The sequence below is a fragment of the Xanthomonas sp. DAR 34887 genome (assembly GCF_041245805.1).
In the GTDB taxonomy this organism is placed as follows: Bacteria; Pseudomonadota; Gammaproteobacteria; order Xanthomonadales; family Xanthomonadaceae; genus Xanthomonas_A; species Xanthomonas_A tesorieronis.
Genome location: NZ_CP162490.1, coordinates 2,497,944 through 2,522,265 on the forward strand (window position 1 = coordinate 2,497,944; position 24,322 = coordinate 2,522,265).

The 24,322-nt window shown below is 68.3% G+C and carries 20 protein-coding genes; 14 read left to right on the plus strand and 6 right to left on the minus strand.

Annotated features, from left to right (window positions below; all coding sequences use genetic code 11):
• Positions 1-155 precede the first annotated feature (155 nt).
• The gene (locus tag AB3X08_RS10630; protein WP_369938143.1) at positions 156-2,006 is read left to right on the plus strand and encodes a monovalent cation:proton antiporter-2 (CPA2) family protein; all 1,851 of its coding nucleotides are present in this window, start codon (positions 156-158) and stop codon (positions 2,004-2,006) included.
• A 107-nt stretch (positions 2,007-2,113) separates the two neighbouring features.
• Here the strand turns inward: AB3X08_RS10630 and AB3X08_RS10635 are convergent, their stop codons facing one another.
• Both AB3X08_RS10635 and AB3X08_RS10640 read right to left on the minus strand, forming a co-directional pair.
• Positions 2,114-2,887, minus strand: a complete 774-nt coding sequence (locus AB3X08_RS10635; protein WP_369938145.1) for an alpha/beta hydrolase — start codon at positions 2,885-2,887, stop codon at positions 2,114-2,116.
• Positions 2,888-3,184, minus strand: a complete 297-nt coding sequence (locus tag AB3X08_RS10640; RefSeq protein WP_369938147.1) for a DUF1244 domain-containing protein — start codon at positions 3,182-3,184, stop codon at positions 2,888-2,890. It abuts the gene before it with no gap.
• A 51-nt stretch (positions 3,185-3,235) separates the two neighbouring features.
• Here AB3X08_RS10640 and folD point away from each other — a divergent pair, with 51 nt between their 5' ends.
• The 3 genes from folD (at position 3,236) to guaA (ending at position 7,536) form a co-directional block, all read left to right on the plus strand.
• A complete protein-coding gene (gene folD / locus AB3X08_RS10645; protein ID WP_369938150.1) occupies positions 3,236-4,147 on the plus strand; it encodes a bifunctional methylenetetrahydrofolate dehydrogenase/methenyltetrahydrofolate cyclohydrolase FolD in 912 nt (303 codons plus the stop codon).
• A 235-nt stretch (positions 4,148-4,382) separates the two neighbouring features.
• Positions 4,383-5,840, plus strand: coding sequence for an IMP dehydrogenase (gene guaB, locus AB3X08_RS10650; RefSeq protein ID WP_369938151.1), 1,458 nt, complete (start codon positions 4,383-4,385; stop codon positions 5,838-5,840).
• A gap of 130 nt (positions 5,841-5,970) precedes the next feature.
• Positions 5,971-7,536, plus strand: coding sequence for a glutamine-hydrolyzing GMP synthase (gene guaA, locus AB3X08_RS10655; RefSeq protein ID WP_369938152.1), 1,566 nt, complete (start codon positions 5,971-5,973; stop codon positions 7,534-7,536).
• Between the two features lie 382 nt (positions 7,537-7,918).
• On the opposite strand, the gene AB3X08_RS10660 is transcribed toward guaA, so the two are convergent.
• Both AB3X08_RS10660 and AB3X08_RS10665 read right to left on the minus strand, forming a co-directional pair.
• On the minus strand, positions 7,919-10,354 hold the full coding sequence (locus AB3X08_RS10660) for a YbcC family protein (RefSeq protein WP_369938153.1): 2,436 nt from the start codon (positions 10,352-10,354) through the stop codon (positions 7,919-7,921).
• 23 nt (positions 10,355-10,377) lie between these two features.
• Positions 10,378-11,949, minus strand: a complete 1,572-nt coding sequence (locus AB3X08_RS10665) for a proton-conducting transporter membrane subunit (RefSeq protein WP_369938155.1) — start codon at positions 11,947-11,949, stop codon at positions 10,378-10,380.
• A 109-nt stretch (positions 11,950-12,058) separates the two neighbouring features.
• Here AB3X08_RS10665 and AB3X08_RS10670 point away from each other — a divergent pair, with 109 nt between their 5' ends.
• The 3 genes from AB3X08_RS10670 to AB3X08_RS10680 all read left to right on the plus strand — a co-directional run bounded on the left by AB3X08_RS10670 (position 12,059) and on the right by AB3X08_RS10680 (position 15,324).
• On the plus strand, positions 12,059-12,949 hold the full coding sequence (locus AB3X08_RS10670) for a LysR family transcriptional regulator (RefSeq protein WP_369938156.1): 891 nt from the start codon (positions 12,059-12,061) through the stop codon (positions 12,947-12,949).
• A 187-nt stretch (positions 12,950-13,136) separates the two neighbouring features.
• Positions 13,137-13,592 (plus strand): MarR family winged helix-turn-helix transcriptional regulator, encoded by a 456-nt coding sequence (locus tag AB3X08_RS10675; RefSeq protein ID WP_369938157.1) that lies wholly within the window; start codon positions 13,137-13,139, stop codon positions 13,590-13,592.
• A gap of 46 nt (positions 13,593-13,638) precedes the next feature.
• Positions 13,639-15,324 carry an FAD-dependent monooxygenase gene (locus tag AB3X08_RS10680; RefSeq protein ID WP_369938158.1) on the plus strand — a complete coding sequence of 562 codons (1,686 nt, stop codon included), beginning with the start codon at positions 13,639-13,641 and terminating at the stop codon, positions 15,322-15,324.
• 87 nt (positions 15,325-15,411) lie between these two features.
• Here the strand turns inward: AB3X08_RS10680 and AB3X08_RS10685 are convergent, their stop codons facing one another.
• On the minus strand, positions 15,412-15,852 hold the full coding sequence (locus AB3X08_RS10685) for a LysR substrate-binding domain-containing protein (RefSeq protein ID WP_369938160.1): 441 nt from the start codon (positions 15,850-15,852) through the stop codon (positions 15,412-15,414).
• Positions 15,853-15,969: 117 nt separating this feature from the next.
• Between AB3X08_RS10685 and AB3X08_RS10690 the strand changes: the two genes are divergently transcribed.
• The 4 genes from AB3X08_RS10690 to AB3X08_RS10705 all read left to right on the plus strand — a co-directional run bounded on the left by AB3X08_RS10690 (position 15,970) and on the right by AB3X08_RS10705 (position 21,054).
• Entirely contained in the window at positions 15,970-17,091 is a 1,122-nt protein-coding gene (locus AB3X08_RS10690; RefSeq protein ID WP_369938162.1) for a PAS domain-containing sensor histidine kinase, read from the plus strand.
• Positions 17,088-17,447: a response regulator gene (locus AB3X08_RS10695; protein WP_369938163.1), complete on the plus strand. Its 360-nt coding sequence runs from the start codon at positions 17,088-17,090 to the stop codon at positions 17,445-17,447. The genes AB3X08_RS10690 and AB3X08_RS10695 overlap by 4 nt, the downstream gene beginning before the upstream one ends.
• Positions 17,448-17,827: 380 nt before the next feature.
• Positions 17,828-19,342 (plus strand): ATPase domain-containing protein, encoded by a 1,515-nt coding sequence (locus AB3X08_RS10700; RefSeq protein ID WP_369938165.1) that lies wholly within the window; start codon positions 17,828-17,830, stop codon positions 19,340-19,342.
• Positions 19,339-21,054, plus strand: coding sequence for a response regulator (locus AB3X08_RS10705; RefSeq protein WP_369938166.1), 1,716 nt, complete (start codon positions 19,339-19,341; stop codon positions 21,052-21,054). Before AB3X08_RS10700 ends, AB3X08_RS10705 begins: the two co-directional genes overlap by 4 nt.
• Positions 21,055-21,140: 86 nt before the next feature.
• On the opposite strand, the gene AB3X08_RS10710 is transcribed toward AB3X08_RS10705, so the two are convergent.
• Positions 21,141-22,493, minus strand: a complete 1,353-nt coding sequence (locus tag AB3X08_RS10710) for an Nramp family divalent metal transporter (protein ID WP_369938167.1) — start codon at positions 22,491-22,493, stop codon at positions 21,141-21,143.
• Between the two features lie 147 nt (positions 22,494-22,640).
• Here AB3X08_RS10710 and mntR point away from each other — a divergent pair, with 147 nt between their 5' ends.
• The 3 genes from mntR (at position 22,641) to orn (ending at position 24,292) form a co-directional block, all read left to right on the plus strand.
• Positions 22,641-23,105, plus strand: coding sequence for a manganese-binding transcriptional regulator MntR (mntR, locus tag AB3X08_RS10715; RefSeq protein ID WP_184409984.1), 465 nt, complete (start codon positions 22,641-22,643; stop codon positions 23,103-23,105).
• Positions 23,102-23,599, plus strand: a complete 498-nt coding sequence (gene tadA, locus AB3X08_RS10720) for a tRNA adenosine(34) deaminase TadA (protein ID WP_369938168.1) — start codon at positions 23,102-23,104, stop codon at positions 23,597-23,599. Before mntR ends, tadA begins: the two co-directional genes overlap by 4 nt.
• A 114-nt stretch (positions 23,600-23,713) precedes the next feature.
• Entirely contained in the window at positions 23,714-24,292 is a 579-nt protein-coding gene (gene orn, locus AB3X08_RS10725; protein WP_369938170.1) for an oligoribonuclease, read from the plus strand.
• Positions 24,293-24,322 lie beyond the last annotated feature (30 nt).

Here is a 24,322-nt window from a genome sequence, read left to right on the forward strand (position 1 = left end):
CATGTCGCGATTGGGAAGCAGCCTTTGCGCTATCCATCGCCTTGATGTCTATCGTCCAACGGCGCCGCACACATGCGTCACGCCGATCGCCGCGCCGTGTCCCATGCGCACACCGATGCATGGGGCCGCCGCGGCCTTGTGCGTAGAATCGGCGCATGACCAGTGCAGCCGACAGCAATGAATTGATCAAGGTGGTGGCCTTGCTTGGTGCCGCGGTGGTGGCGGTGCCGGTGTTCCGCCGCCTGGGCCTGGGCTCGGTGCTGGGCTATCTGGCCGCGGGCCTGGCGATCGGGCCGTTCGGATTCGGCTGGTTCGCCGATCCGCAGGCGATCCTGCACGTGGCCGAGCTGGGCGTGGTGATGTTCCTGTTCGTGATCGGGCTGGAGATGCGGCCCTCGCACCTGTGGAGCCTGCGCAAGCAGATCTTCGGCCTGGGCACGGCGCAGATCGTGGTGTGCGCGACGGTGCTGACCGGGGTCGGGCTGGCGCTGGGGTTGCCGCTGCCGGTGGCCTTCATCGCCGCGTCCGGCTTCGTGCTCACCTCCACCGCGGTGGTGATGCAATTGCTCGGCGAGCGCGGCGATATCGCGTTGCCGGCGGGGCAGAAGATCGTCGCGATCCTGTTGTTCGAGGACCTGCTGATCGTGCCGCTGCTGGCCGTGGTGGCATGGATGGCGCCGGTGCCGGCCGCCGCCGATGCGCCCTCGCGCTGGATCGGCATCGGCATCGGCGCGGCGGCGATCGTCGGCCTGCTGGTGGCCGGGCGCTGGCTGCTGAACCCGCTGTTCCGGTTGCTGGCCGCGGCCAAGGCGCGTGAGGTGATGACCGCCGCGGCGCTGCTGGTCGTCCTGGGCGCGGCCTTGCTGATGCAGCTCGGCGGGCTGTCGATGGCGATGGGGGCGTTCCTGGCCGGGGTGCTGCTGTCCGAATCCACCTTCCGCCACCAGATCGAGGCCGACATCGAGCCGTTCCGCGGCATCCTGCTTGGGCTGTTCTTCCTCGGCGTGGGCATGGCCCTGAACCTGGCGGTGGTGGCGGCGAACTGGACGCTGATCCTCAGCGGCGTGCTCGCCTTCATGGCGGCCAAGGCTGCGTGCATCTACCTGGTCGCGCGGCTCACCGGCAGCGGCCATGCGCAGGCGCTGGACCGCGGCGTGCTGATGGCGCAGGGCGGCGAGTTCGCGTTCGTGCTGTTCGCTGCCGCAAGCGCGGCCGGTGTCATCGACGCGCAGGTCAATGCCAACCTGACCGCGATCGTGGTGCTGTCGATGGCGCTGACCCCGCTGTTCGTGCTGCTGTACCGGCGCTGGGCGCCGGTGGAGGCGCCGTCGCTGGACGGCGTGGAGGCGGCCGACGGGCTCACCGGCAGCGTGCTGATCATCGGTTTCGGCCGCTTCGGCCAGGTCGCCAGCCAGTCGTTGCTGGCGCGCGACGTGGACGTGACCATCATCGACAACGACATCGAGATGATCCAGAGCGCGGCCGAGTTCGGCTTCAAGATCTACTATGGCGACGGCACCCGGCTGGACGTGCTGCACGCCTCCGGCGCGCACAGCGTGCGCGCCATCGCGGTGTGCATCGACAACCGCGAGGCGGCCAACCGCATCGTCGAACTGGCCACACAGGAGTTCCCGCACGCCAAGTTGTTGGTGCGTTCCTACGACCGCGAGCATGCGTTGAAGCTGATCGCCGCTGGCGTGGACTATCAGATCCGCGAGACCTTCGAATCGGCGGTGGAGTTCGGCCAGGCCGCGCTGATCGAACTGGGCATGGCCGAGGACGAGGCCGCGAGCATCGCCCGCGAGATCCGCCGTCGCGACGCCGAGCGCCTGGAGCTGGAAGTCGCCGCCGGCGACGTGCGCGCGGGCAGAAACCTGATGTACGGAAACGCGGTCCCGACCGTGCCCAAGCCGACCCCGTTCACCACGCCGCGGCGCGAGAGCCGCACGCTCAATCCGGAAGCGGTGCCGGCGGCGGAAGCGGCGGACGAGCGTCGTAACGACTAGGGCGCCTTAGGTCTGTAGGAGCGGCGTCAGCCGCGACCTGGCGTCACCGGAAACGTTCTGTCGCGGCTGAAGCCGCTCCTACAGGGTCTACGGATGGCGAGCGCGTTTCAGCGCAAAAACACCTGCAATGCCTGCGCATAGCGCGGGTCTGCGCTGATGTCGTCGTGCCCGGCGCGCGGTATCGCGACCACGGTGGGCGTTTGCGCCAGGGAATCGAGCAGCCGCTGCGTGCTCGATGCCGGCACCACCTGGTCGCGGCCGGCGCGCAGCACCAGCAACGGCCCGCGGTAGGCGCGCAGCGCGCTGGCCGAGTCGTAGCGGTCGCGCAGCAACCAGCGCACCGGCGCCCATGGATAATGCGCCTGGGCGGCCGAGGCCAGGCTGTCGAACGGGGTCACCAACACCAGGCGCGCCAGCGGCCGCCGTGCCGCCACCTGGCTGGCCACGCCGCTGCCCAGGCTGCGCCCGAGCACCGCGATCTCGGCGTTCGGCTGCGCGGCGCGCACATGGTCGTACAGCGCCAGCGCATCGCCGACCAGCGCCGCTTCGCTGGGTGTGCCGTCGCTGGCGCCGTAGCCGCGGTAGGCCAGCAGGTACACGCTGTAATCGGGCAGCAGCGGCGCCAGCTGCGCGCGCGCCTGGCGCAGATCCTCGGCGTTGCCGCCGAAGTACAGCAACACCTTGTCGCGGCCGGGATTGACCTGCCAGCCGCGCAGGCGCAACGCCGGGCTGCGCTGCAGGGTGAAATCGGTCTGCGCCGCCGCCACGCGTGTGGCTTGCGGGAAATACAGCAGCTCGCGCTGGCCCAGGTAGAGCAGGGCGCAGACCACCAGGTAGGCGGCGACCGCGATCGCCGCGACGATGCCCAGGTACCGCAGCATCTAGCCGTGCCGGCGTTGCGCGTCGGCGAAGGCCGCCAGTTGTTCCGGCGTGGCCTCGGCCTGGAACTGCGCCTTCCAGTCGGCGAACGGCATGCCGTAGACGCGTTCGCGCGCCTGCTCCTTGCTCAGCGTTTCGCCTTCGGCGGCGGCGGCCTCGCGGTACCAGTCGGCCAGGCAGTTGCGGCAGAAGCCGGCCAGGATCATCAGGTCGATGTTCTGCACGTCGCTGCGGTCCTGGTTGAGGTGCTGCAGCAGCCGCCGGAACGCGGCGGCCTCGATGCGGGTGGTGTCGGTCATGGCGGAATCGGGGACAATAGGGGTCCCCAGACTCTACACCCGCTCGCCTCGATGACCGATTCCGCGCCCGTCTCCCCCGTTCCGGCCCGCATCCTCGACGGGCGGCGCATCGCCGACGAACTGCTCGACCAGCTCAAGCTGCGGGTCGATGCGCGGCTGGCGGCCGGGCAGCCGCGGCCGGGCCTGGCGGTGGTGCTGGTCGGCGGCGATCCGGCGTCCACGGTGTACGTGCGCAACAAGCGCCGCGCGGCGGAAAAGGTCGGTATCGAGGCGTTCGACCACGATCTTCCGGCCGGTACCGGCGAAGCCGAACTGCTGGCGCTGATCGACCGCCTCAACGCCGATCCCAAGGTGCACGGCATCCTGGTGCAGCTGCCGCTGCCGGGCATTCCCGACGCCAGCCGGCTGATCCACCGCATCGACCCGCGCAAGGACGTGGACGGTTTCCATCCGGAGAACGTCGGCCACCTGGCGCTGCGCGAATTCGGCCTGCGCCCATGCACCCCGCGCGGCATCGTCACCCTGCTCGGACACACGGACCAGCCGGTGCGCGGCCGCAACGCCACCATCGTCGGGGTCAGCAACCATGTCGGCCGGCCGATGGCGCTGGAACTGCTGATCGCCGGCTGCACGGTCAGCTGCTGCCACAAGTTCACTCCGGCCGACGTGCTGCAGGCGCGGGTGCGCGACGCCGACATCCTGGTGGTGGCGGTGGGCCGCCCCGGCCTGATCCCCGGCGAGTGGGTCAAGCCCGGTGCGGTGGTGATCGACGTGGGCATCAACCGCCTCGACGACGGCCGCCTGGTCGGCGACGTCGGCTTCGACGCGGCCGCGCAGCGCGCCAGCTGGATCACCCCGGTCCCGGGCGGGGTCGGGCCGATGACCGTGGCCACGCTGATGCAGAACACCATTGAGGCCGCTGAGGCGGCCGGCGTTCGGGATGCGGGATTCGGGATTCGTTAAAGGCAGTGGCCGGGATTCGGGAGTCGGGATTGGGGAATTCGTTAAAGGCAACAGGAAAAGCGCATGCACGGCCTATCCGGGTTGCATCCGGGATCGGCCGGCAATCGGCATCCTGACAAACAGGCAAACGGCAGGCCGGTGCAAGGCTTCGCCGTTGCGAATCCCCAATCCCGAATCCCCAATCCCGGCCCCAAATGCGTTAAAATGCCGCGCTTCCCCACATTCGGGTCCGCCGATGCTGCGCATCCAGGCTGAAGCTTTAACGTACGACGACGTTTCGCTCGTCCCCGCCCACTCGATCGTCCTGCCGAAGGACGTCAGCCTGGAAACCCGGCTGACCCGCGACCTGCGCCTGAAATTGCCGATCCTGTCGGCGGCGATGGACACGGTGACCGAACACCGCCTCGCGGTGGCCATGGCCCAGCTCGGCGGCATCGGCATCATCCACAAGAACCTGACCCCTGCGCAACAGGCGGCCGAAGTGGCCAAGGTCAAGAAGTTCGAAGCCGGCGTGATCACCGAGCCGTTCACCGTCGGTCCGGAAACGACCATCGGCGAAGTGCTGAAACTCACGCGCGCGCGCAACATCTCCGGCGTGCCGGTGGTCGACGGCAGCGAGCTGGTCGGCATCGTCACCAGCCGCGACATGCGCTTCGAGAAGAAGCTCGACGATCCGGTCCGCCACATCATGACCAAGAAGGATCGCCTGATCACCGTGCGCGAAGGCGCCAGCGACGAGGAAGTGCTGCAGCTGCTGCATCGCAACCGCATCGAGAAGATCCTGGTGGTCAACGACAGCTTCGAGCTGCGCGGCCTGATCACGGTCAAGGACATCCAGAAGAAGACCGACAATCCCAACGCCGCCAAGGATGTCTCCACGCGCCTGCTGGTGGGCGCGGCGGTCGGCGTCGGCGGCGATACCGAACAGCGCATCGAGCTGCTGGCCGCGGCAGGCGTGGACGTGGTCATCGTCGATACCGCGCACGGCCATTCGCAGGGCGTGATCGACCGCGTGGCCTGGGTCAAGAAGACCTATCCGCAGCTGCAGGTGATCGGCGGCAACATCGTCACCGGCGATGCCGCGCTGGCGCTGATGGATGCCGGCGCCGATGCGGTCAAGGTCGGCGTGGGCCCCGGCTCGATCTGCACCACGCGCGTGGTCGCCGGCGTGGGCGTGCCGCAGATCACCGCGGTGGACATGGTCGCCGAGGCGCTGCAGGACCGCATTCCGCTGATCGCCGACGGCGGCATCCGCTACTCCGGCGACATCGGCAAGGCGCTGGTCGCCGGCGCCTCCACGGTGATGGTCGGCGGCCTGTTCGCCGGCACCGAGGAAGCGCCGGGCGAGGTCGAACTGTTCCAGGGCCGCAGCTACAAGAGCTACCGCGGCATGGGCTCGCTGGGCGCGATGGAGAAGGGCAGCAAGGACCGTTACTTCCAGGACGCCTCCGACGCCGACAAGCTGGTGCCGGAAGGCATCGAAGGCCGCGTGCCGTACCGCGGCCCGCTCAGCGGCATCATCCACCAGCTGATCGGCGGCCTGCGCGCCACGATGGGCTACGTGGGCTGCGCGACCATCGAGGAAATGCGCACCAAGCCGAAGTTCGTCACCATCACCGGTGCCGGCCAGCGCGAGAGCCACGTCCACGACGTGCAGATCACCAAGGAACCGCCGAACTACCGCATGGGCTGATGCCCATGCGCGGGAGTGGGGATTCGGGATTGGGGATTCGTAGGAGCCCGCCGCGTTTCCACCGGCAGTGCACATCGCCGCTCTCCCGCTGTTGCGAATCCCTAATCCCGTATCCCCAATCCCGGCCCCAATGACCAATATCCACAGCGACAAGATCCTCATCCTCGATTTCGGCGCGCAGTACACGCAGCTGATCGCGCGCCGCATCCGTGAGTTGGGGGTGTACTGCGAGATCTGGGCCTGGGACCACGATCCTTCCGAGATCGCCGGCTTCGGCGCCAAGGGCATCATCCTGTCCGGCGGCCCCGAATCGACCACGCTGCCGGGCGCGCCGGCCGCGCCGCAGGAAGTGTTCGACAGCGGCCTGCCGGTGTTCGGCATCTGCTACGGAATGCAGACCATGGCCGCGCAGCTGGGCGGCGCCACCGAGGCCGCCGACCAGCGCGAGTTCGGCCATGCCGAAGTGGACGTGGTGGCGGCCGATGCCTTGTTCTCCGGGTTGACCGACCATGCCGGCGCATCGCGCCTGAACGTGTGGATGAGCCACGGCGACCACGTCTCGCAGGTGCCGCCGGGCTTCACCATCAGCGCCGTCACCGACCGCATCCCGGTCGCGGCGATGGCCAACGAAGCCAAGCGCTGGTACGGCGTGCAGTTCCATCCGGAAGTCACCCACACCCTGCAGGGCCAGACCCTGCTGCGCCGTTTCGTGGTCGATGTGTGCGGCTGCGCCACGCTGTGGACCGCGGCCAACATCATCGACGACCAGATCGCGCGGGTGCGCGCCCAGGTCGGCGACGACGACGTGATCCTGGGGCTGTCCGGCGGTGTCGATTCGTCGGTGGTCGCCGCGCTGCTGCACAAGGCGATCGGCGACAGGCTGACCTGCGTGTTCGTCGATACCGGCCTGCTGCGCTGGCAGGAAGGCGACCAGGTGATGGCGATGTTCGCCGAGCACATGGGCGTCAAGGTGATCCGGGTCAACGCCGCCGACCGCTATTTCGCCGCATTGGCCGGGGTCAGCGATCCGGAAGCCAAGCGCAAGATCATCGGCAACCTGTTCGTGGAGATCTTCGACGAAGAGTCGAACAAGCTGGCCAACGCCAAGTGGCTGGCGCAGGGCACGATCTATCCGGACGTGATCGAGTCGGCCGGCAGCAAGACCGGCAAGGCGCATGTGATCAAGAGCCACCACAACGTCGGCGGCCTGCCCGAACACATGAAGCTGGGCCTGGTCGAGCCGCTGCGCGAGCTGTTCAAGGACGAAGTACGGCGCCTGGGAGTGGAGCTCGGCCTGCCGCGCACGATGGTCTACCGCCATCCGTTCCCCGGTCCCGGCCTGGGCGTGCGCATCCTCGGCGAAGTGAAGCGCGAGTACGCCGAACTGCTGGCCAAGGCCGACGCGATCTTCATCGACGAACTGCGCAAGGCCGACCTGTACGACAAGACCAGCCAGGCCTTCGCGGTGTTCCTGCCGGTCAAGTCGGTCGGCGTGGTCGGCGACGCGCGCGCCTACGAATGGGTGATCGCGCTGCGCGCGGTGGAGACCATCGACTTCATGACCGCGCACTGGGCGCATCTGCCGTACGATTTCCTCGGCACGGTGAGCAACCGCATCATCAACGAACTGCGTGGCGTCTCGCGGGTGGTCTACGACATCTCAGGGAAGCCGCCGGCGACGATCGAGTGGGAGTGAATTTGCGTCCTTGACGCATGGACGTCGGAGGGAGCGCATCTGGGGATCGGCCGAGCAGTTGCGCGTCGTCACGTCGCGGGACTGAAGGTGCCAGGAGTTTGTGGGAGAACACGGGCATCCGCTCAGTGCATTGGTGCCATCCTGATTGGGGGCGGCGATGACCGCGCCGGGCCCGATGGGCAGGGCGGGGGGGCAAAAGCGTTGCCACGGTCGTCGTGCCTGGGTGCATGAACTCAGGTCCTTTCGGGGGGCGATCGCCAGTGGCCAAAGCATCGCCGCAATGGGCTGATCCGATCCGACCGGTGTTCGCTGGCCTGGAAGAAACCCCAATCCCGCTCTCCCGCCTCCGTTCGGGGGCGGCAGGGCAGGCAAGAGGGATGCTTTATGCAAGCACTGGCAGGGGATTGTCGCCGGCGCGGGCATCGCTGACGTTGTGCTCCCAGCATAGATCGCCGTTGTAGCGCCACGCCATTTGGCCCTCGTCGTCCAGCGCGAAAAGATGCAGCCACCGGTTGTCGAACAGCGCGCAGACCTGCGGGTGACGTTCGAGGACGCTGGCGATCGCGTCAGGCGGTGCCTCGATCAGCACCGAGAGCCGCAGCGGTTCGTGGATCAGCCGTTCGCCGTCGTGCACCGACTGCCACGGCAGTCCGCCGCGCAGCAGGCCGCCATTGCCCTCGACCACGCCGATGCCGCCGGTGACGTTGTGCAGCAGCTTGTTGCCCGCGCCGAAGGTGTCGGGTGCGACGGTCGATCCGTAGTACTGCAGGCTGATCCAGCTGGCGACGACGACCGGCGCGGTCAGGATCAGCTCCAGCACGCCGAAACCTTCGTCGCGCCGCCAAGCGTAGTCGTGGAGGAAGGCGCGTCCGGCCAGGTCGCGCCCGGCCGTGCGCGAGCGTGGCGCGGCGATGAAGGCCTGGCAACCGGCCAGCGCCCACTCCGGGCGCAGTTCGGCCCAGTCGCGGGCGCGATGCGCGATGTCCTGGCTGCGCTGCGCGCGCGACAGGCGCAGCGCCCGCTCGCCGCGCGCGAGTGCGCCGGCGGAATGCAGCCAGCGCGCCGCCTGGTCGATATCGGCATCGTGGCCGGGCGAGGGACGGTCTGCGCTGTAGAGCGTGACCGTATCGGTCGTGGTGTCGTGCAGCGCGGCCAGGAACAGCGTGTCTGCGGGAATCGCGATGCCGCGCTCGGCGAGACCGGCGCGCACCTCGCGATCGTTGAGCAGCGCGGCGAGCAGCCGCGCGTTCACTTCGCCCGAATAGCCACCGCAGGCGCCGCACTGCAATGCGCTGGCATGCGGATTGTTGACCACGTTGGCGCCGTGGCCTGCGAGCACGACGAGCCGGGCGAAGTCGGTGGTCAGCGACATCGCCTTGAGCACGCGCGTGGCCATGCTCAGCCGCGTGTCGAGGTCGAGGCCGTCGACCGGGCGTGGCGCGGGGTCGTTCGGCGCGCGATGCCGCTTCAGCGCCAGCCCATCGCGTAGGAGCTTGGCGACATAGATCGGGCCCATGGCCTCGACGAAGGCGAGCGAGGAAATGGCGGCCAGCTTGAAGCGGCCCCAGGCACGCTTGGCCCGCGCCGTGATCCGCGCGCTCAGGTCCGAGGCCGCCACCGATGGCGTTGCCGCTCCCGCGCATGTGGCAACACCCGGGGTCAGCAGCACGGGAAGGCGCGCCTCGACCACGTCGGAGGCGAAGCGCCGATGGCCGATGCCCAGGCCGAAGAACCCGGCGAATCCCAGTGTCTGGATGCCGGAGTCGAGGCTTTCCAATGCGCGGCGGAACACTTCCGAACGCACGTCGATGCAGAAGGCCATTTGCAGCGTCGGGCCGCCAGGCGCGGCCGGGGACGAAGAGGGTGCCGCAAGCAAGGTATCGAGCCGCCGCTGCGCCGCCCGTTCGGCGGCCTCCTGCAGGATGCTGTCGACGACGTCCTCCGATGTCGCGACGACCGGAATGGCGTAGGCCGCGATGGCGGTTCGCCATTGAGGCGCGAGTGCCGAACCGAACTTCTCCAGCAGCGCCGCTTCCCAGGTCATGCGGATGATGAGCAGGTCGGTGACGGAAGCGTCGGTCGCGCCGCTCAACTCCGCTTGCCAGAGCCGATAGCGGGCGAGTTGCGCCCAGCCGCCGAGCGTCGTGAGTAGCCGATGGAAGTAGCTTTCCAGCGCCTCCGACGGGAGTCCAAGCTGGGCGACGCAATCGACGATCATGGCCTCGGCGTTCGCCGGCGCATCCGCCACGCGCTGTGCGAACCCTGCGAGGCCTGCGATCTCCGGTGTCAGGTCGTGGGTCGCGATGAGGCGCCAGGTGGCGTAAGCACCGCCGGATTGGCCAGCGACCCACAGCGCCTGGCCCTGATCGAAATAGCCGGACGCCCAATGCCCGATGCGCTCGGTGACGATGCCCGGCCAGTCGATCGCAGCGGCCTCGCATGCCAGATCGGCGACGGTCGGGATCGCCTGCGGAGCAGGGCGCGCGGCTTCAGCGGCGTGCTTGAGCGCGGACAACGTCGGCGGTCGCAGCGCTGCCGGCGCGTTCTGCAAGGCCGCCTGCAGATCCTCCTCGGCGATCTCGCCGGAATGCAGCCGCTCCGCATACCAGGAGCGAGGCATGGTCAGGGCGATGCCTGCCGCGCGCCGCAGCCGTGCTGCCGCGATCGCCAGCGGCTCGCCGGTCTGGCCGAGGAAGGGGTTGACTGCAACGCTCGAGGCGAGCGGCCAAAGCGGGGGAATAGCGCGCGCCGCACGCTGCGCGGCGGCGATGATCGCAGCGTGGGATAGGGGCGGTGCGTCGGTCGCGGTCATCGGCATGGGCGGGTCCTGGAGGTTGTGGGTCACGGCGTCTTGCGGACAGACCAGCCGTCAAGCAGGCGATCGATCGTGGCGTTGGCATACAGGCCGTTGGAGAGATGGACGCGGAGTCCGGCGGCAGCGGGATGCGACGCCCACAGCGGGAACAGCGCCTGCGCCACCGCCACCAATCCGAAGCTCAGCACCGCGAGCGCCATCAGCGTCCACTCCAGCCGTCCCGGCGCGGGCGTCGCCGGCAAGACCCCGGCGGTCGCCCATTCGGCGGCGGTCTGCAGGGCGAAGTAGCCGATCGCCGCGGCGCTGGCGTAGAGCGCGGTCCTGCGGGAGAGCGGTCGCGGCGCCGCATCGGCAAGGCCCTGGGCCAGCAGATACGCGACACCGAAGATCAGGATGGCGCCCAGTGCCAGCGCCTGCGGCGACTTGTGCTCGAACCCGACCGCGAACCCGAAGGCCGCGCCGATCCCGACATAGATCGCCACTGCGATCAGGAAGGCGCGGCCGACCGCCGATCCGTTGGGAACGGCCACCGGCCCGGGCCGGCGAATGGCCGCCACCTGCTCGACCGCGCCGCCGGAGGCGAGGAACGCATGCGCCTTGTACAGCGAGTGCGCGACGATGTGCAGCAGGGCCAGCGGGAACAGCGCAAGACCGCACTGGAGCATCATGAATCCCATTTGCGCGACCGTCGACCAGGCCAGCGAGGTCTTGACCGCGGGCTGGGTCAGCATCACCAACGCACCGAACAGCGCGGTGAACCCGCCCAGCATGGCCAGCACGGCGAGCACGCCGGGTGCCGACAGCATCAGGTCCGCAAAGCGGATCAGCAGGAAGCCGCCGCCATTGACCACCCCCGCGTGCAGCAACGCCGACACCGGCGTGGGCGCCTCCATCATCTCGGTGAGCCAGCCATGGGTCGGGAACTGCGCCGATTTCAGCATCGCGGCCAGCGCAAGCAGGGCGGCCGCCGCCACCAGCGACCAGGAGTGCTGTCCGCTCGCGGCCAGCGCATTGATCGTGGCGATATCGGTCGTGCCCATATTTTTCCAGAGAAGCACCGCTGCGCAGGTCAGGGCGATACCGCCGGTCGTGGAAAACAGACGCTTCTTGCGCGCTGCACGCTGCGCCGCCACGCGTTCGGGATAGAACAGCAGCAGGCGATGCAGCGCGACGCTGGTCGCGATCCAGGCGAGGACGAGCTGGACGAGATTGCCTGCCTGGACGAGCAGCAGCACCGCTGCGAGCGCACTGCACAGCCAGCCGGTGAAATAGCCCTGGCGCGCCTCGCCATCCAGATAGGTGCGGGTGTAACGCACCACGATCCAGCCGACGAACGCGACCAGGAGCAGCATCGTGGCGCTCACCGCATCGAGCCGTACCGACAGGCCGACGCCGCTCCAGCCGGCCAGGCCGCTGTCGCCGGCGCCTCGGGCGATCAGCAGTACCAGCGAGGCGATCGCGATGAGCAGCGCGCCGAGTGCGGCACCTTCGGCGAAGACGGGCAGCAGATTGGGACGTCGGCCGCTGCGGACAAAGCCGAACACGGCGGCAACCAGCAGCAGGAACGGCGCGGAAAGCGGCAGCAGATAGAGCGACAAGGCAATTCCCTCGGATCGGGCGCGGCGGCGGGCGGCGCCACGATAGCGATCGGTGGGGACGAAAAAAAATTCATTCTTTTCACTGATCCGTTCGTTAATATCGAACGATATGGCCGCCCTCAACTACAATCACCTGCGCTACTTCTGGGCCGTTGCCCACGACGGCAACCTGACCCGCACCGCGGAGCGGCTCAACCTCACCCAGTCGGCCTTGTCGGTGCAGATCCGCAAGCTCGAGGAACGGCTCGGCCACGCGCTGTTCGAACGGCGCGGGCGGCAGCTGCATCTGACCGAGGCGGGGCAGATCGCGCTCGATCATGCCGACGCGATCTTCGCCACCGGCGACGAGTTGCTGGGCACGCTGCGGCAGACCGGCGCAGCGCGGCAGGCGCTGCGGGTCGGTTCGCTCGCCACGCTGTCGCGCAACTTCCAGATGGAGTTCCTGCGACCGCTGCTGGGCCGTACCGACATCGATCTCATTCTGCGATCGGGCAGCGCCGGCGAACTGCTGCGCGCGCTCGAGGCGCTCAACCTCGACGTGGTGCTGTTGAACCAGGCCCCGGCCGGCGATGCGCTCACCCCGTTCGTCACTCATCGGCTCGCGCAGCACCCGGTCAGCCTGGTGGGAACGCCGGACCGGTTGCGCCGCGCCGCCAGCATCGCCGATCGCCTGCGCAGCCATCCCATCATCCTGCCGACGGTGGACAGCAGCGTGCGTATCGGCTTCGACGCCCTGGCCGATCGCCTGGGCGTGCGGCCGCAGATCGTGGCGGAAGTGGAGGACATGGCGATGATGCGACTGCTGGCGCGCGAGGACCTCGGCCTGGCCGTGCTCCCGCCGATCGTCGTCAAGGACGAGATTGCCGCCGGCGTGCTGATGGAAGGGGATCAATTGCCGGACATCGTGGAGGCCTTCCACGCCGTCACCATGGCGCGGCGCTTCCCGAATCCGCTGCTGCGGCTGCTGCTGCAACCCACCGCCGCGCCAGCAGACCCGTAACGCCACCGACGGACGAAGCAGCGCCGATCCGTCGCCGGGGTGTCAAGCGGGCTGGCCGGCGCGTCAGGGCAAGCGAGGGCCCGTGTCGAAGCTCGGCAGCCTGCCGTGGGCAGCACTTGGCGCTAGGCAAGGAGCAAGCTGGGTATCTGTTATTTGACAGCATGCTGTCAAATGGACAGGATGATGCATGGCTTCCGACCAACTTCGATTGCTGATCCGCGAATTGGTTCTCGCGGTGTTCGCCACCAACGGCCGCCTGGTCGACATGGGCAACCAGTTGGTGCGGCCGATCGGGCTGACCACTGCCTGGTGGCAGGTTCTCGGCGCGCTGGGCTATTCGGCTGTGCCGCTTCCGGTTGCGCATATCGCCCGCAACATGGGGTTGACCCGGCAGGCGGTGCAACGCGTCGTGGAATTGCTGGCCGAACACGGGTTCGTCGTGTTCCAGACTAATCCGCACCACGCGCGCGCGAAGCTGGTCGTGTTGACGCCTGAGGGGCATGCCACCTTGCGCGCCGCCGAGGCCGCGGTCGCGGCGCTCGACGCGCACCTGATCGAGCGGCTGGGCGCCGAGCGCGTCAGCAACGCCATCGCGGTGCTCGTGGAAATGCGCGACGCCCTCGACCAGTCGCTGGCCGACTGAGGCGCACACGCCTGCGCCCCACACGATCCATCACCCAGGAGAAAGCATGGCCCTTGCCCCACACGCAGACGGCTGCGATACGGACGTCATCATCATCGGCGGCGGGCCGGTCGGCCTGACCACCGCCTGCGCGCTGGCGCACCATGGGGTGCGCTTCCGGATCTTCGAGCAACGCACGCAGCCCGAGCCGCATTCGCGCGCCAACAACTTGTGGGCGCGCCCGCAGGAGTTGCTGGCGAGCATCGGCATTCGCGATGCCCTGGCCGAGCAGGCGTACCGGATCACCCACATCAACACCCTGTTGATCGGCAAGACGGTGGACCCGATCGCGATTGCGCAGGTCGCCAGTCCGTATCCGGAGGTGTTGTACAGCGGCCAGGACGTCATCGAGAAGGTGTTGACGCGGCAGATCGAGGCCGGCGGTGCGGCGCTCGAACGCGGCCGCAAGGTGATCGGCTTTGAGCAGGATGCCGAGGGCGTCAGCGTGACGATCGCGACGGTGAACGACGACGGCGAGCAGGTCGAAGGGCGCCCGGTCGAGCGCCTGCGCTGCCGCTACCTGGTTGGGGCGGACGGCGCCGAGGGCTTCGTACGCAAGCAGATCGGTGCGGACTTCGCGACGGAGAAGCTGCCCCACTGCATCAATCGGCAACTGGACGCGAAGCTACGCTGGCGCCGCTCCACCGCATTCGACCACCTCTGGTTCTTCTATTACCCCAAGGGCTTCTGCGGCGTGCTGCCGGTGTGGGAGGGCTATCACCGGCTGTTCTTCCTGTCCGACGACGAGGGCATTCCCGATCGCGATCCGACGCTGGAAGAGTTGCAAGCCATCGCGCGCGAGGTCACCGAGGACCAGACGCTGGAGCTGAGCGATCCGATCTGGATCACCCACAGCCGGTTCCAGCATGGCGTGACGTCACGCTATGCCGAGGGGCGCGTGTTCCTGGTGGGCGATGCCGGCCATCTCACGCTGCCCGCCGGCGGCCAGGGCATGAACGCCGGGCTGCAGGATGCGATCGGTCTGGCCTGGCGGCTGGCGATGGCGCTGGGCGGCAAGGCGGCCCCGGTGCTGCTGGAGTCCTATGCCCTGGAGCGCGGCTGCGAGCACAGCCGGCTGGACGCGCAGCAGGAAAAGGGCTTCCGGAACAGCGTCTATCGGGGTGTCATCAAGGATGCCGCCATGGGCATCGCCGCCAGCTTTTTGCCCAACATCGGTGCGCTGATCCAGGGCACCGACGACCTGCAGCAACTCTCCGTCGCCTATCCCGACAGCCCCTTGAACGAGAACCATCTCGATGGATTGCGGGACGTCGTGCGTCGGCGCGCACCGCATCCGGGCGAGCGCGCGCCGGATGTGGCGGTCATCGCGCACGACGGTGCGGGCACGACGCTGTTCGCGCACCTCTACAACCCCGATGGCGTCACCTGGGGATGGACCTTGTTGCTGTTCGACGCACGGCGCCAGGACGCCCTGGACGCGATGCGGCGTGCGCTGGCGCAGGTCCGCGATTGGGAGTGGGTGCGTCCGCGGCTGATCCTGGGCAAGTCGGTGCCGGAGGCAGGCGATGCCACGGCACTGTTCGATCTGGATGGCGTCGCGCATGGCGCCTACGGCATCGAGGACGTCCCGGCGCTGGTGTTGGTCAGGCCCGATGGCCACATCGCGTTTCGTGGTCCGTGCGACAGGCCGGAATTGCTGCGCGCGTACTGCAGCCGGATGTTTGGCGCGTAAGGTGTCCGAGCGCATTGCGCCGTTGCGCAAAACTATCGCGCGATCGTGTTGCGACGTGCCGGAGAATCGACACCTCAGCGTTCGGGCTTAGAGCCGATCGAACGGTTTGCGATCCAGCAGACAGTCGATGAACGCACCCAGCAGGGCGGGGCGATGCTGCCTGCTCGGGTAGTATAGGAACAGCCCCGGGCGCGAAATCGACCAGTCCGGCAGGACCTGGACTAGTCGCCCCTGGGCCAGGAGCTCGCCCACCGCCACTTCGAGGCGTTGCCCGCGCTTCTTGAACTCCCAGCGGTAGTGCCTGCCGTCCATCTGCAGCCGCCAGTTGATGCATGCATGGTCGTGCAGCTCGGCAGGCGACTCGGGTGTTCCTCGACGCGCGAGGTAGTCCGGGGAAGCCACGGCCACCATGTTCAGGTCTGGCGTGAGGCGGACGGCCGCCATGATGTCCTTCTCGAGCTGCCCACCCACGCGGATGCGTGCATCGAAGCGGCCAGCGACGATGTCGGCAAGCGCGTCGTCGACCACGATGTCCGGGACGCAGCGCACTGCCCGGCGCCACGGAACGGAAGTAACACGTTCCACAAAAAATTAACAAATAGCTGGCTATTTTTGAGGTCGATTTCACCGCCCAGTCTGGCTTGAATGCTTACTCCGCTCGCAGCCGAAGCAGACCGACTGCTATTGCAGAGCGTGACCGACTACGCCATCTACATGCTCGATCCGGAAGGCTACATCCTCAGCTGGAACACTGGCGGCCGCCACATCAAGGGCTACGAAGAAGCCGAGATCGTCGGCCAGCATTTTTCCAAGTTCTACACGCCGCAGGACGCCGCCGCGGGCCTGCCGCGCAAGGGGCTGGACGCGGCCAGGCGCGAAGGCCGCTACGAGGCCGAAGGCTGGCGGGTGAGGAAGGACGGTTCGCAGTTCCGGGCCAGCGTGGTCATCGATCCGGTCTGGAAGGACGGCGCGCTGGTCGGCTACGCCAAGGTCACCCGCGACGTCACCGAGAAGTTCAATGCCACCGAAGACCTGCGCAAGGCCGAACGCGCCCTGGCGCAAGCGCAGAAGGTGCAGGCCATCGGCCGCCTGACGCTGGGCATCGCCCACGATTTCAACAATCTGCTGGCGGTCATCGTCGGCAGCCTGGACTTGCTGGCCAAGACCCGGGACGACGCGCGCAGTCAGCTGCTGATCGGGGCGGCCACCGATGCGGCGGAGCGGGGCAGCCGGTTGTCGCAGCAGATGCTCGCCTTCGCCCGCGGCCAGGACCTGACACCCGAGCCCAACGACGTCAACGCACTGATCGTCGAGGCCGCCGAGCTGTACCGGCGCGTGGCCGGCGATGCCGTGACCTGCGAGTTCGCCTTCGCCGAGACGTTGCCGACCGTGGTGGTCGACGCCAGCCAGTTCGAAGCGGCGCTGATGAATCTGGTCGCGAACGCACGCGACGCGATGCAGCAGGGCCGGATCGTGATCTCCACGCGGCTGTGCCGCTCCGACCTGTCCCTGCATGCGGAAGCCAGGCCCGGGCAGGACTACGTATGCGTGGCGGTGCAGGACGACGGCCCCGGCATGTCCGAGGAGGTGCGGCTGCGCGCCATGGAACCGTTCTTCACCACCAAGGATGTCGGCAGCGGCAGCGGCCTGGGGTTGAGCCAGGTGTTCGGGTTCGCCGGCCAGTCCGGCGGGTTCGCCGGCATCGAAAGCGGGCAGGGGCAGGGAACCCTGGTCACCATGTACATTCCAGTTGCGCCGACGCCATGACCGCCAGGAAGATCCTTTATGTCGAGGACGATGCGCTGTTGCGGATGGTGACGGTCATCGCCCTGCAGGACGCCGGCTTCGATGTCCTCGAAGCGGTCAACGGCCTCCAGGCGCAGGCGGAACTGGCCAGCGGGCAGTTCGACTGCGTGATCAGCGACATCAGCATGCCCGGCGGCGTCAGCGGCATCGAGGTCGTGCGCACCGCGCAGGCGAGGAATCCGGCCTGCGTGACGATCCTGTTATCCGGCTATGCGCTGTCGCAGTTGCCGCCGCTGCCGCCCACCGCGCGTTTCCTGGCCAAGCCGTATCGCATGCACGAACTGTTGGAGACGCTGGATCCAGAAGGCCGCGCATGAGCGTCGCCGACGCGTGGGGCCGCGCTCGCCGGACGTTCCAGGTCCTGGCGGATCGCAGGCGGCTCGGGCAGATGGTTTCGGCGCCAGGCAACGCGTTCGTACCATCCCGGCCCGCCTCGTCGATCGCCGCGGTTCGCTGCCTGTTGCTCCACGTTGCGCGGACGCGGGCGATGCCTACACAAAAACATCACTTTGCCGAACGTAGTGTGTTTTGGCCTCACGAACCGTGAGCGTTGCGACACGTCCAGGTGAGCGGGCGGTCGCGGCAATGCAGCAAGGCGTGCTGGCGAGAGCGAATTGATGCGGGTTGCCGTGCACGGCCCTTACGAGAAAGCGGCAACACGTTACGTTCACTCCACACGCAATCTTCAAGGACACCTATGACCCCTCACCGGCAGCCCGATCACGCGAACGGCGACGATCCGCCGCGCATCTCGACCGGCAGTGCGGGCCTGGACAATATCCTTGGCGGCGGGGTGGACCCCAATCGCCTGTATCTCTACGAAGGCCGCCCCGGCACCGGCAAGACCACGATCGCCCTGCAATTCCTGCTGGAGGGCGCGCGGCATGGCGAACGGGTGCTCTACATCACCCTGTCCGAAACCCAGCGCGAACTGCGCTTGGTCGCCAGCCGCCACGGCTGGAGCATGAACGAGGTCGACGTGTTCGAACTGGTGCCGCCGGAGACGGCGCTGGACCCGGACCGCGAACTCACCGTGTTCCACCCGGCGGAACTGGAACTGACCGAGACCACCAAGCTGATCTTCGACAAGGTCGAGCAGCTCAATCCCTCGCGCGTGGTGCTGGACAGCCTTTCCGAACTGCGCCTGCTCGCGCAGAGCCCGCTGCGCTACCGCCGCCAGGTGCTGGCGCTGAAGCATTTCTTCGCCAGCCGGCAGTGCACGGTCATCATGCTCGACGACCTGTCCTCGCAGGAAAACGACCTGCAGCTGCATTCCATCACCCATGGCGTGGTGTTGCTGGAACAGCTGGCCATCGACTACGGCGCCGAACGCCGGCGCCTGCGCGTGGTCAAGATGCGCGGCATCCAGTTCCGCGGCGGCTACCACGATTTCACCATCGAGAAGGGCGGCCTGGAGATCTATCCGCGCCTGGTCGCGGCCGAGTACAAGCACCACAACATCGCCGAAGTGGCCCCCAGCGGCAACGACGAACTGGACCGGCTGCTCGGCGGCGGGCTGGAGCGCGGCACCAACGCCTTGCTGCTGGGCGCGGCCGGCGTGGGCAAGTCTTCACTGGCGCTGTCCTACACCATCGCCGCAGCCGAGCGCGGCGAGCACAGCGTCTTCTTCGCCTTCGACGAAGGCCGCAGCACGGTCGAGGCCCGCGCACGCACGCTGGGTATGCCGCTGGCGGAAAAGCTCGACAACGGCATGATCCGCTTCCAGCAGATCGATCCCGCGGAGATGTCGCCGGGCCAGTTCGCGGCGATCGTGCGCCGCAGCGTGGAACTGGAGGGGGCGCGGGTGATCGTCATCGACAGCCTCAACGGCTATCTCAACGCGATGCCGGACGAGCGCTTCCTGATCCTGCAGATGCACGAATTGCTCAGCTATCTGGGGCAGCAGGGCGTGCTGACCATCCTGGTGCTGGCCCAGCACGGTTTGATGGGTCCCATGGAAACGCCGCTGGACCTGAGCTACCTGAGCGATTCGGTGCTGATGCTGCGCTATTTCGAGGTGGACGGCGCGGTGCATCGCGCGCTGTCGGTGGTGAAGAAGCGCAGCGGCAAGCACGAGAACGCGATCCGCGAATTTCGCCTCAGCAGCAACGGCATCGACGTCGGCCAGCCGTTGAAGGGATTCAGCGGCATCTTCTCAGGAACCCCGAGCTACAGTGGAGGAGAGCAGCCGCTGCTCGACACCGGCGCATGAGCAGCAGCGATGCGAGCGAGAGCCGGGTCCTGGTCCATGCGCCGATCGGGCGCGACGGCGGGGCGTCGGTGGAACTGCTGCGGCGCGGTGGCGTGGTGGCGTGTCACTGCCCGGACCTGGACACGCTGGTGCGCGAACTGCAAATCGGCGCCGCCGCGGTGTTCGTCGCCGAGGAAGGCCTGTTCGGCAAGGACACCGCCGCGCTGTTCGCCTGGGCCGACGCGCAGCCGGCCTGGTCGGACCTGCCGTTTGTGGTGCTGACCAGCCACCAGGAGCAGCCGACCGTGGTGACCTGGCGCCGCAACCTGGTGGCGGCGCTGCGCAACGTGGCGCTGCTCGAGCGGCCGGTGCAGGCCATCACCTTCACCAGCACCATCAAGGCCGCGCTGCGCGCGCGCGCGCGCCAGTACGAGGTGCGCTCGCTGTTGCGCGCGCAGGCGTCGGCGGCGCAACAGCTGGAGGCGCAGGTGGTGGCGCGCACCCGCGAACTGGAAGAGGCCAATCGCCTGCTGCGCACGCAGATGGAAGAGCGCGCGCGGGTCGAGGAAACCCTGCGCCACGCGCAGAAGATCGAGGCCATCGGGCAGTTGACCGGTGGCGTCGCGCACGATTTCAACAATTTGCTGATGGTGATCTCCGGCGGCCTGGCGATGCTCGACACCCAGGCCGATCCGGGCGTGCGCAAGCGGCTGATGGATGGCATGCAGAAGGCCGCCCAGCGCGGCGCCGGGCTGACCCGGCAGTTGCTGGCGTTCTCGCGGCGGCAGGAACTCAAGCCGGAACCGGTCGATCTGACCCGGCAGATCGGCGGCATGCGCGAGCTGCTCGACCGCAGCCTGCGCGGCGACGTGCACGTGGATTTCGATTTCGCCGACGGCCTGTGGCCGATCGAAGTGGATCCGGGCGAGCTGGAACTGGTGGTGCTCAATCTGGCGGTCAACGCCCGCGATGCGATGCCCAGTGGCGGCACCATCGTGGTCCGGGCGGAGAACGTGCCGGGCGCGAGCAAGACCGAGCCGGATTTCATCCGCCTGTCGATCGTCGATACCGGCGTCGGCATGGCGCCGGAAGTGAAGGCGCGGGTGTTCGAACCGTTCTACACCACCAAGGACATCGGCAAGGGCTCGGGCCTGGGCCTGGCGCAGGTGCACGGATTCGTGCAGCAATCCGGCGGCTCCATCCACATCGACAGCGAACTCGGACAGGGCACCGCGATCCATCTGCTGCTGCCGCGCTCGTTTCGCGCGCCGGTGCCGGAGGAACGGCACCTGTTGGACCTGCAGCAAGTGGCGCGCCGCGCCCCGGGCGACGCTGGCTACGTGCTGCTGGTCGAGGACGACGACGAAGTCGCGGCCCTGGTCGGCGAAATGCTGCGCCAGCTGGGCTACCAGGTCACCCGCGTGGCCAGCGCGGCTGCCGCGCTGGGCGCGTTGGCCAACGAGCGGGTGGTGGACATCGTGTTCTCCGACATCATGATGCCCGGCGGCATGAACGGCCTGGAGCTGGTCCACGAGATCCGCATGCGCCGCGAGGCGCTGCCGATCCTGTTGACCAGCGGCTATGCGGAAGCGGCGAGATCCGCCGCCGAGGCGGAAGGCGTGCAGATCCTGTCCAAGCCCTACCGGCTGGACGAACTGGCAACCGCGCTGCAGCAGGTGCGGGCCAATCCCGGCGCCCAGGACAGACCGGAAGCGGCGCCCCTGTATTCGTGAGCGAAGGCGCCGTTGGCGCGCGGCCAGCGCCTCGCCGATTCGCGCCGTCCGCGATGTCAGCGTGGCGCCCCGGTTCTTGCGCCGGCTCAGTGCAGGAAAGTGTCGCCGAGCAGCTTCACGTTCAGCACCACGATCAGCGCGGCGATGACCCACGAAAGCCGGACCAGCCAGCGCGGCGCCACCAGGGCGCCCATCTTGCGTTTGTCGGCGACGAAGCGCACCAGCGGAATCACCGCGAACGGCAGCTGCATCGACAGCAGGACCTGGCTCAGCACCAGCAGCTTGGCGGTGCCTTGCTCGCCGTACAGCCAGGTCACCACCACCACCGGCACGATCGCCAGACCGCGGGTCAGCAGGCGCCGCGCCCAGGCCGGGATACGCAGGTGCAGGAAGCCTTCCATCACGATCTGCCCGGCCAGCGTCGCGGTCACCGTGGAGTTGATGCCCGAGGCCAGCAGCGCCACCGCGAACAGGGTCGAGGCCAGGCCGACGCCGAGCATCGGCGCCAGCAGTTCGTAGGCCTGCTCGATCTCCTGCACGTAGGTGCGGCCGTGCGCATGGAACACCGCCGCGGCCAGCACCAGGATCGCGGCGTTGACGAACAGCGCCAGGCTCAGCGCGATGGTGCTGTCGGCCAGCGCCCAGCGCAGCGCCGAGCGGCGGCCGGCGTCGCTGCGCTCGTAGGCGCGGGTCTGCACGATCGACGAATGCAGGTACAGGTTGTGCGGCATCACCGTCGCGCCGATAATGCCGATCGCCAGGTACAGCGCGGCCGGATTGGTCACCACCTCGGCGCGCGGGACGAAGCCGGCCAGCACCGCGTGCAGCGGCGGCGCGGCCATCGCGATCTGCACCACGAAGCAGGCGAAGATCACCAGCAGCAGCGCGATCACGAATGCCTCCAGCGTGCGGAAGCCGCGCCGCATCAGGTACAGCACCAGCAGCGCATCGATCGCGGTGATGATCGCGCCCAGGGTCAACGGGATGCCGAACAGCAGTTTCAGCGCGATCGCGGTGCCGATCACCTCGGCCAGGTCGCAGGCCACGATCGCCGCCTCGCAGGCAAGCCACAGCAGGACGTTGACCGGCTTGGAATAGTGTTCGCGGCAGGCCTGCGCCAGATCGCGGCCGGTGGCGATGCCCAGCCGCGCGGCCAGCCCCTGCAGCACGATCGCCATCAGGTTCGACAGCAGGATCACCGACAGCAACAGATAGCCGAAGTGCGAGCCGCCGGCGAGGTCGGTGGCCCAGTTGCCCGGATCCATGTAGCCCACCGAGACCATGTAGCCCGGCCCGAGGAAGGCCAGGAAGCGACGCCAGCCCCACCCGCGACTGGGCACGGCGACGCTGCCGTTCATATCACCGAGGCTGCGCCGTGGCGCGTCGTCGGCTTGCGGCCAGGCGGCCTTGGATTCGGGCAGTGGCAGGGGATCGGCCATGGCGGACACGCAGGTGGAGGGTGCATGGCGAGTATATAGCACCTGCTATTTTCTTTAGCATTGGCGAATCGAATCGCTGCGATAGGCGCGATTTCGGCCAGAATAGGCAGCGGCTGGCGTTCGCCGGCACCGGACAAGGGCGTTGCGATGCACAAAAGCGGGAAGTCGACGGCGCCGGGGGCGGCGCTGCTCGACGCGCGGGTACAGGTCGAGAGCTTCCGCCAGGTGCGCGAGGCGCACCGCCTGGAGCTGATCGAGGACTACGTGGAGCTGATCTCCGACCTGCTGGCCGACGGCGGCGAGGCGCGGCAGGTGGATATCGCCGCGCGCCTGGGCGTGGCCCAACCGACCGTGGCGAAGATGCTCAAGCGGCTGGTCAAGGGCGGCTGGGTGATCCAGCGCCCGTATCGCGGCGTGTTCCTGACCCCGGATGGCGAGGCCCTGGCGGCCGCCAGCCGGCAGCGCCACCAGACCGTGGAGCAGTTCCTGCTGGCGCTGGGCATCGACGAGGACATCGCGCGGCGCGATGCCGAGGGCATCGAGCACCACGTCAGCGAAGCCACGCTGGCGGTGTTCGCCGAGTTCGTGCGCAAGCACGCCGCGGCGCGATGAACGCCGACAGCGAGACCGCCGCGCGCGACGAGCGCTGGATGCTGCACGCGCTGGCCCTGGCCGACCGCGCCGAGCGCGAGTTCGACGAGATCCCCGTCGGCGCGGTGCTGGTCTCGGCCCAGGACGAGGTGCTGGGCGAGGGCTGGAATCTCAACATCGCCGAGCACGATCCCAGCGCGCACGCCGAGATCGTAGCGCTGCGCCAGGCCGGGCGCCGGCGCGGCAACCACCGCCTGGTCGGCAGCACCCTGTACGTGACCCTGGAGCCGTGCGCGATGTGCGCGATGGCGGTGGTGCATGCGCGCGTGGCGCAGTTGGTGTTCGCGGCCGCCGATCCGAAGACCGGCGCCTGCGGCAGCGTGTTCGACCTGCTGGCCGATCCACGCCACAACCACCGCGTGCAGGTGCGCGGCGGGGTGCTGGCGGCGCCGGCCGGATTGCGCCTGACCAACTATTTCCGCGCCAAACGCGGCAAGCCGCCGCTCGGCGGTTGAGTCCCGCGGCGCGGCGCTGGCGGACGTGAAGCCGCCGCGTGACGCGCGGTATCATGCACGACCGATACTAAACCCCCGCGCCGGCAGCGCCGCCGCGAACGACTGGATGGTGATATGGCGGAACCGCACGTGGACAACGATCGTCTGATCTGGATCGATCTGGAAATGACCGGATTGGATACCGACAATGATTCGATCATCGAGATCGCCACGGTGGTCACCGACGGCCAGCTCAACGTGCTGGCCGAGGGCCCGGAATTCGCCATCGCGCATCCGCTGCAGACGCTGCAGGCGATGGACGAGTGGAACCGCAACCAGCATCGCCATTCCGGGCTGTGGCAGCGCGTGCTCGACAGCCAGGTCACCCTGGGCCAGGCCGAGGCGCAGACCGTGGCGTTCCTGGCGCAGTGGTGCAAGCCGGGCGCGTCGCCGATGTGCGGCAACTCGATCTGCCAGGACCGGCGCTTCCTGCACCGGCAGATGCCGCGGCTGGAGCGCTTCTTCCACTACCGCAACCTGGACGTGTCCACGCTGAAGGAACTGGCGCGGCGCTGGGCGCCGGGGATCGCCTCGGGGCTCAACAAGACGTCCTCGCACACCGCGCTCAGCGACGTGCACGATTCGATCGACGAGCTGCGCTACTACCGCCCGTTCATGGGCACCCTGGGCGGGCAGGGCAGCGGCGCGCGCTGAGCCACGCGGCGACGCGAAGGCCGCGCCCGT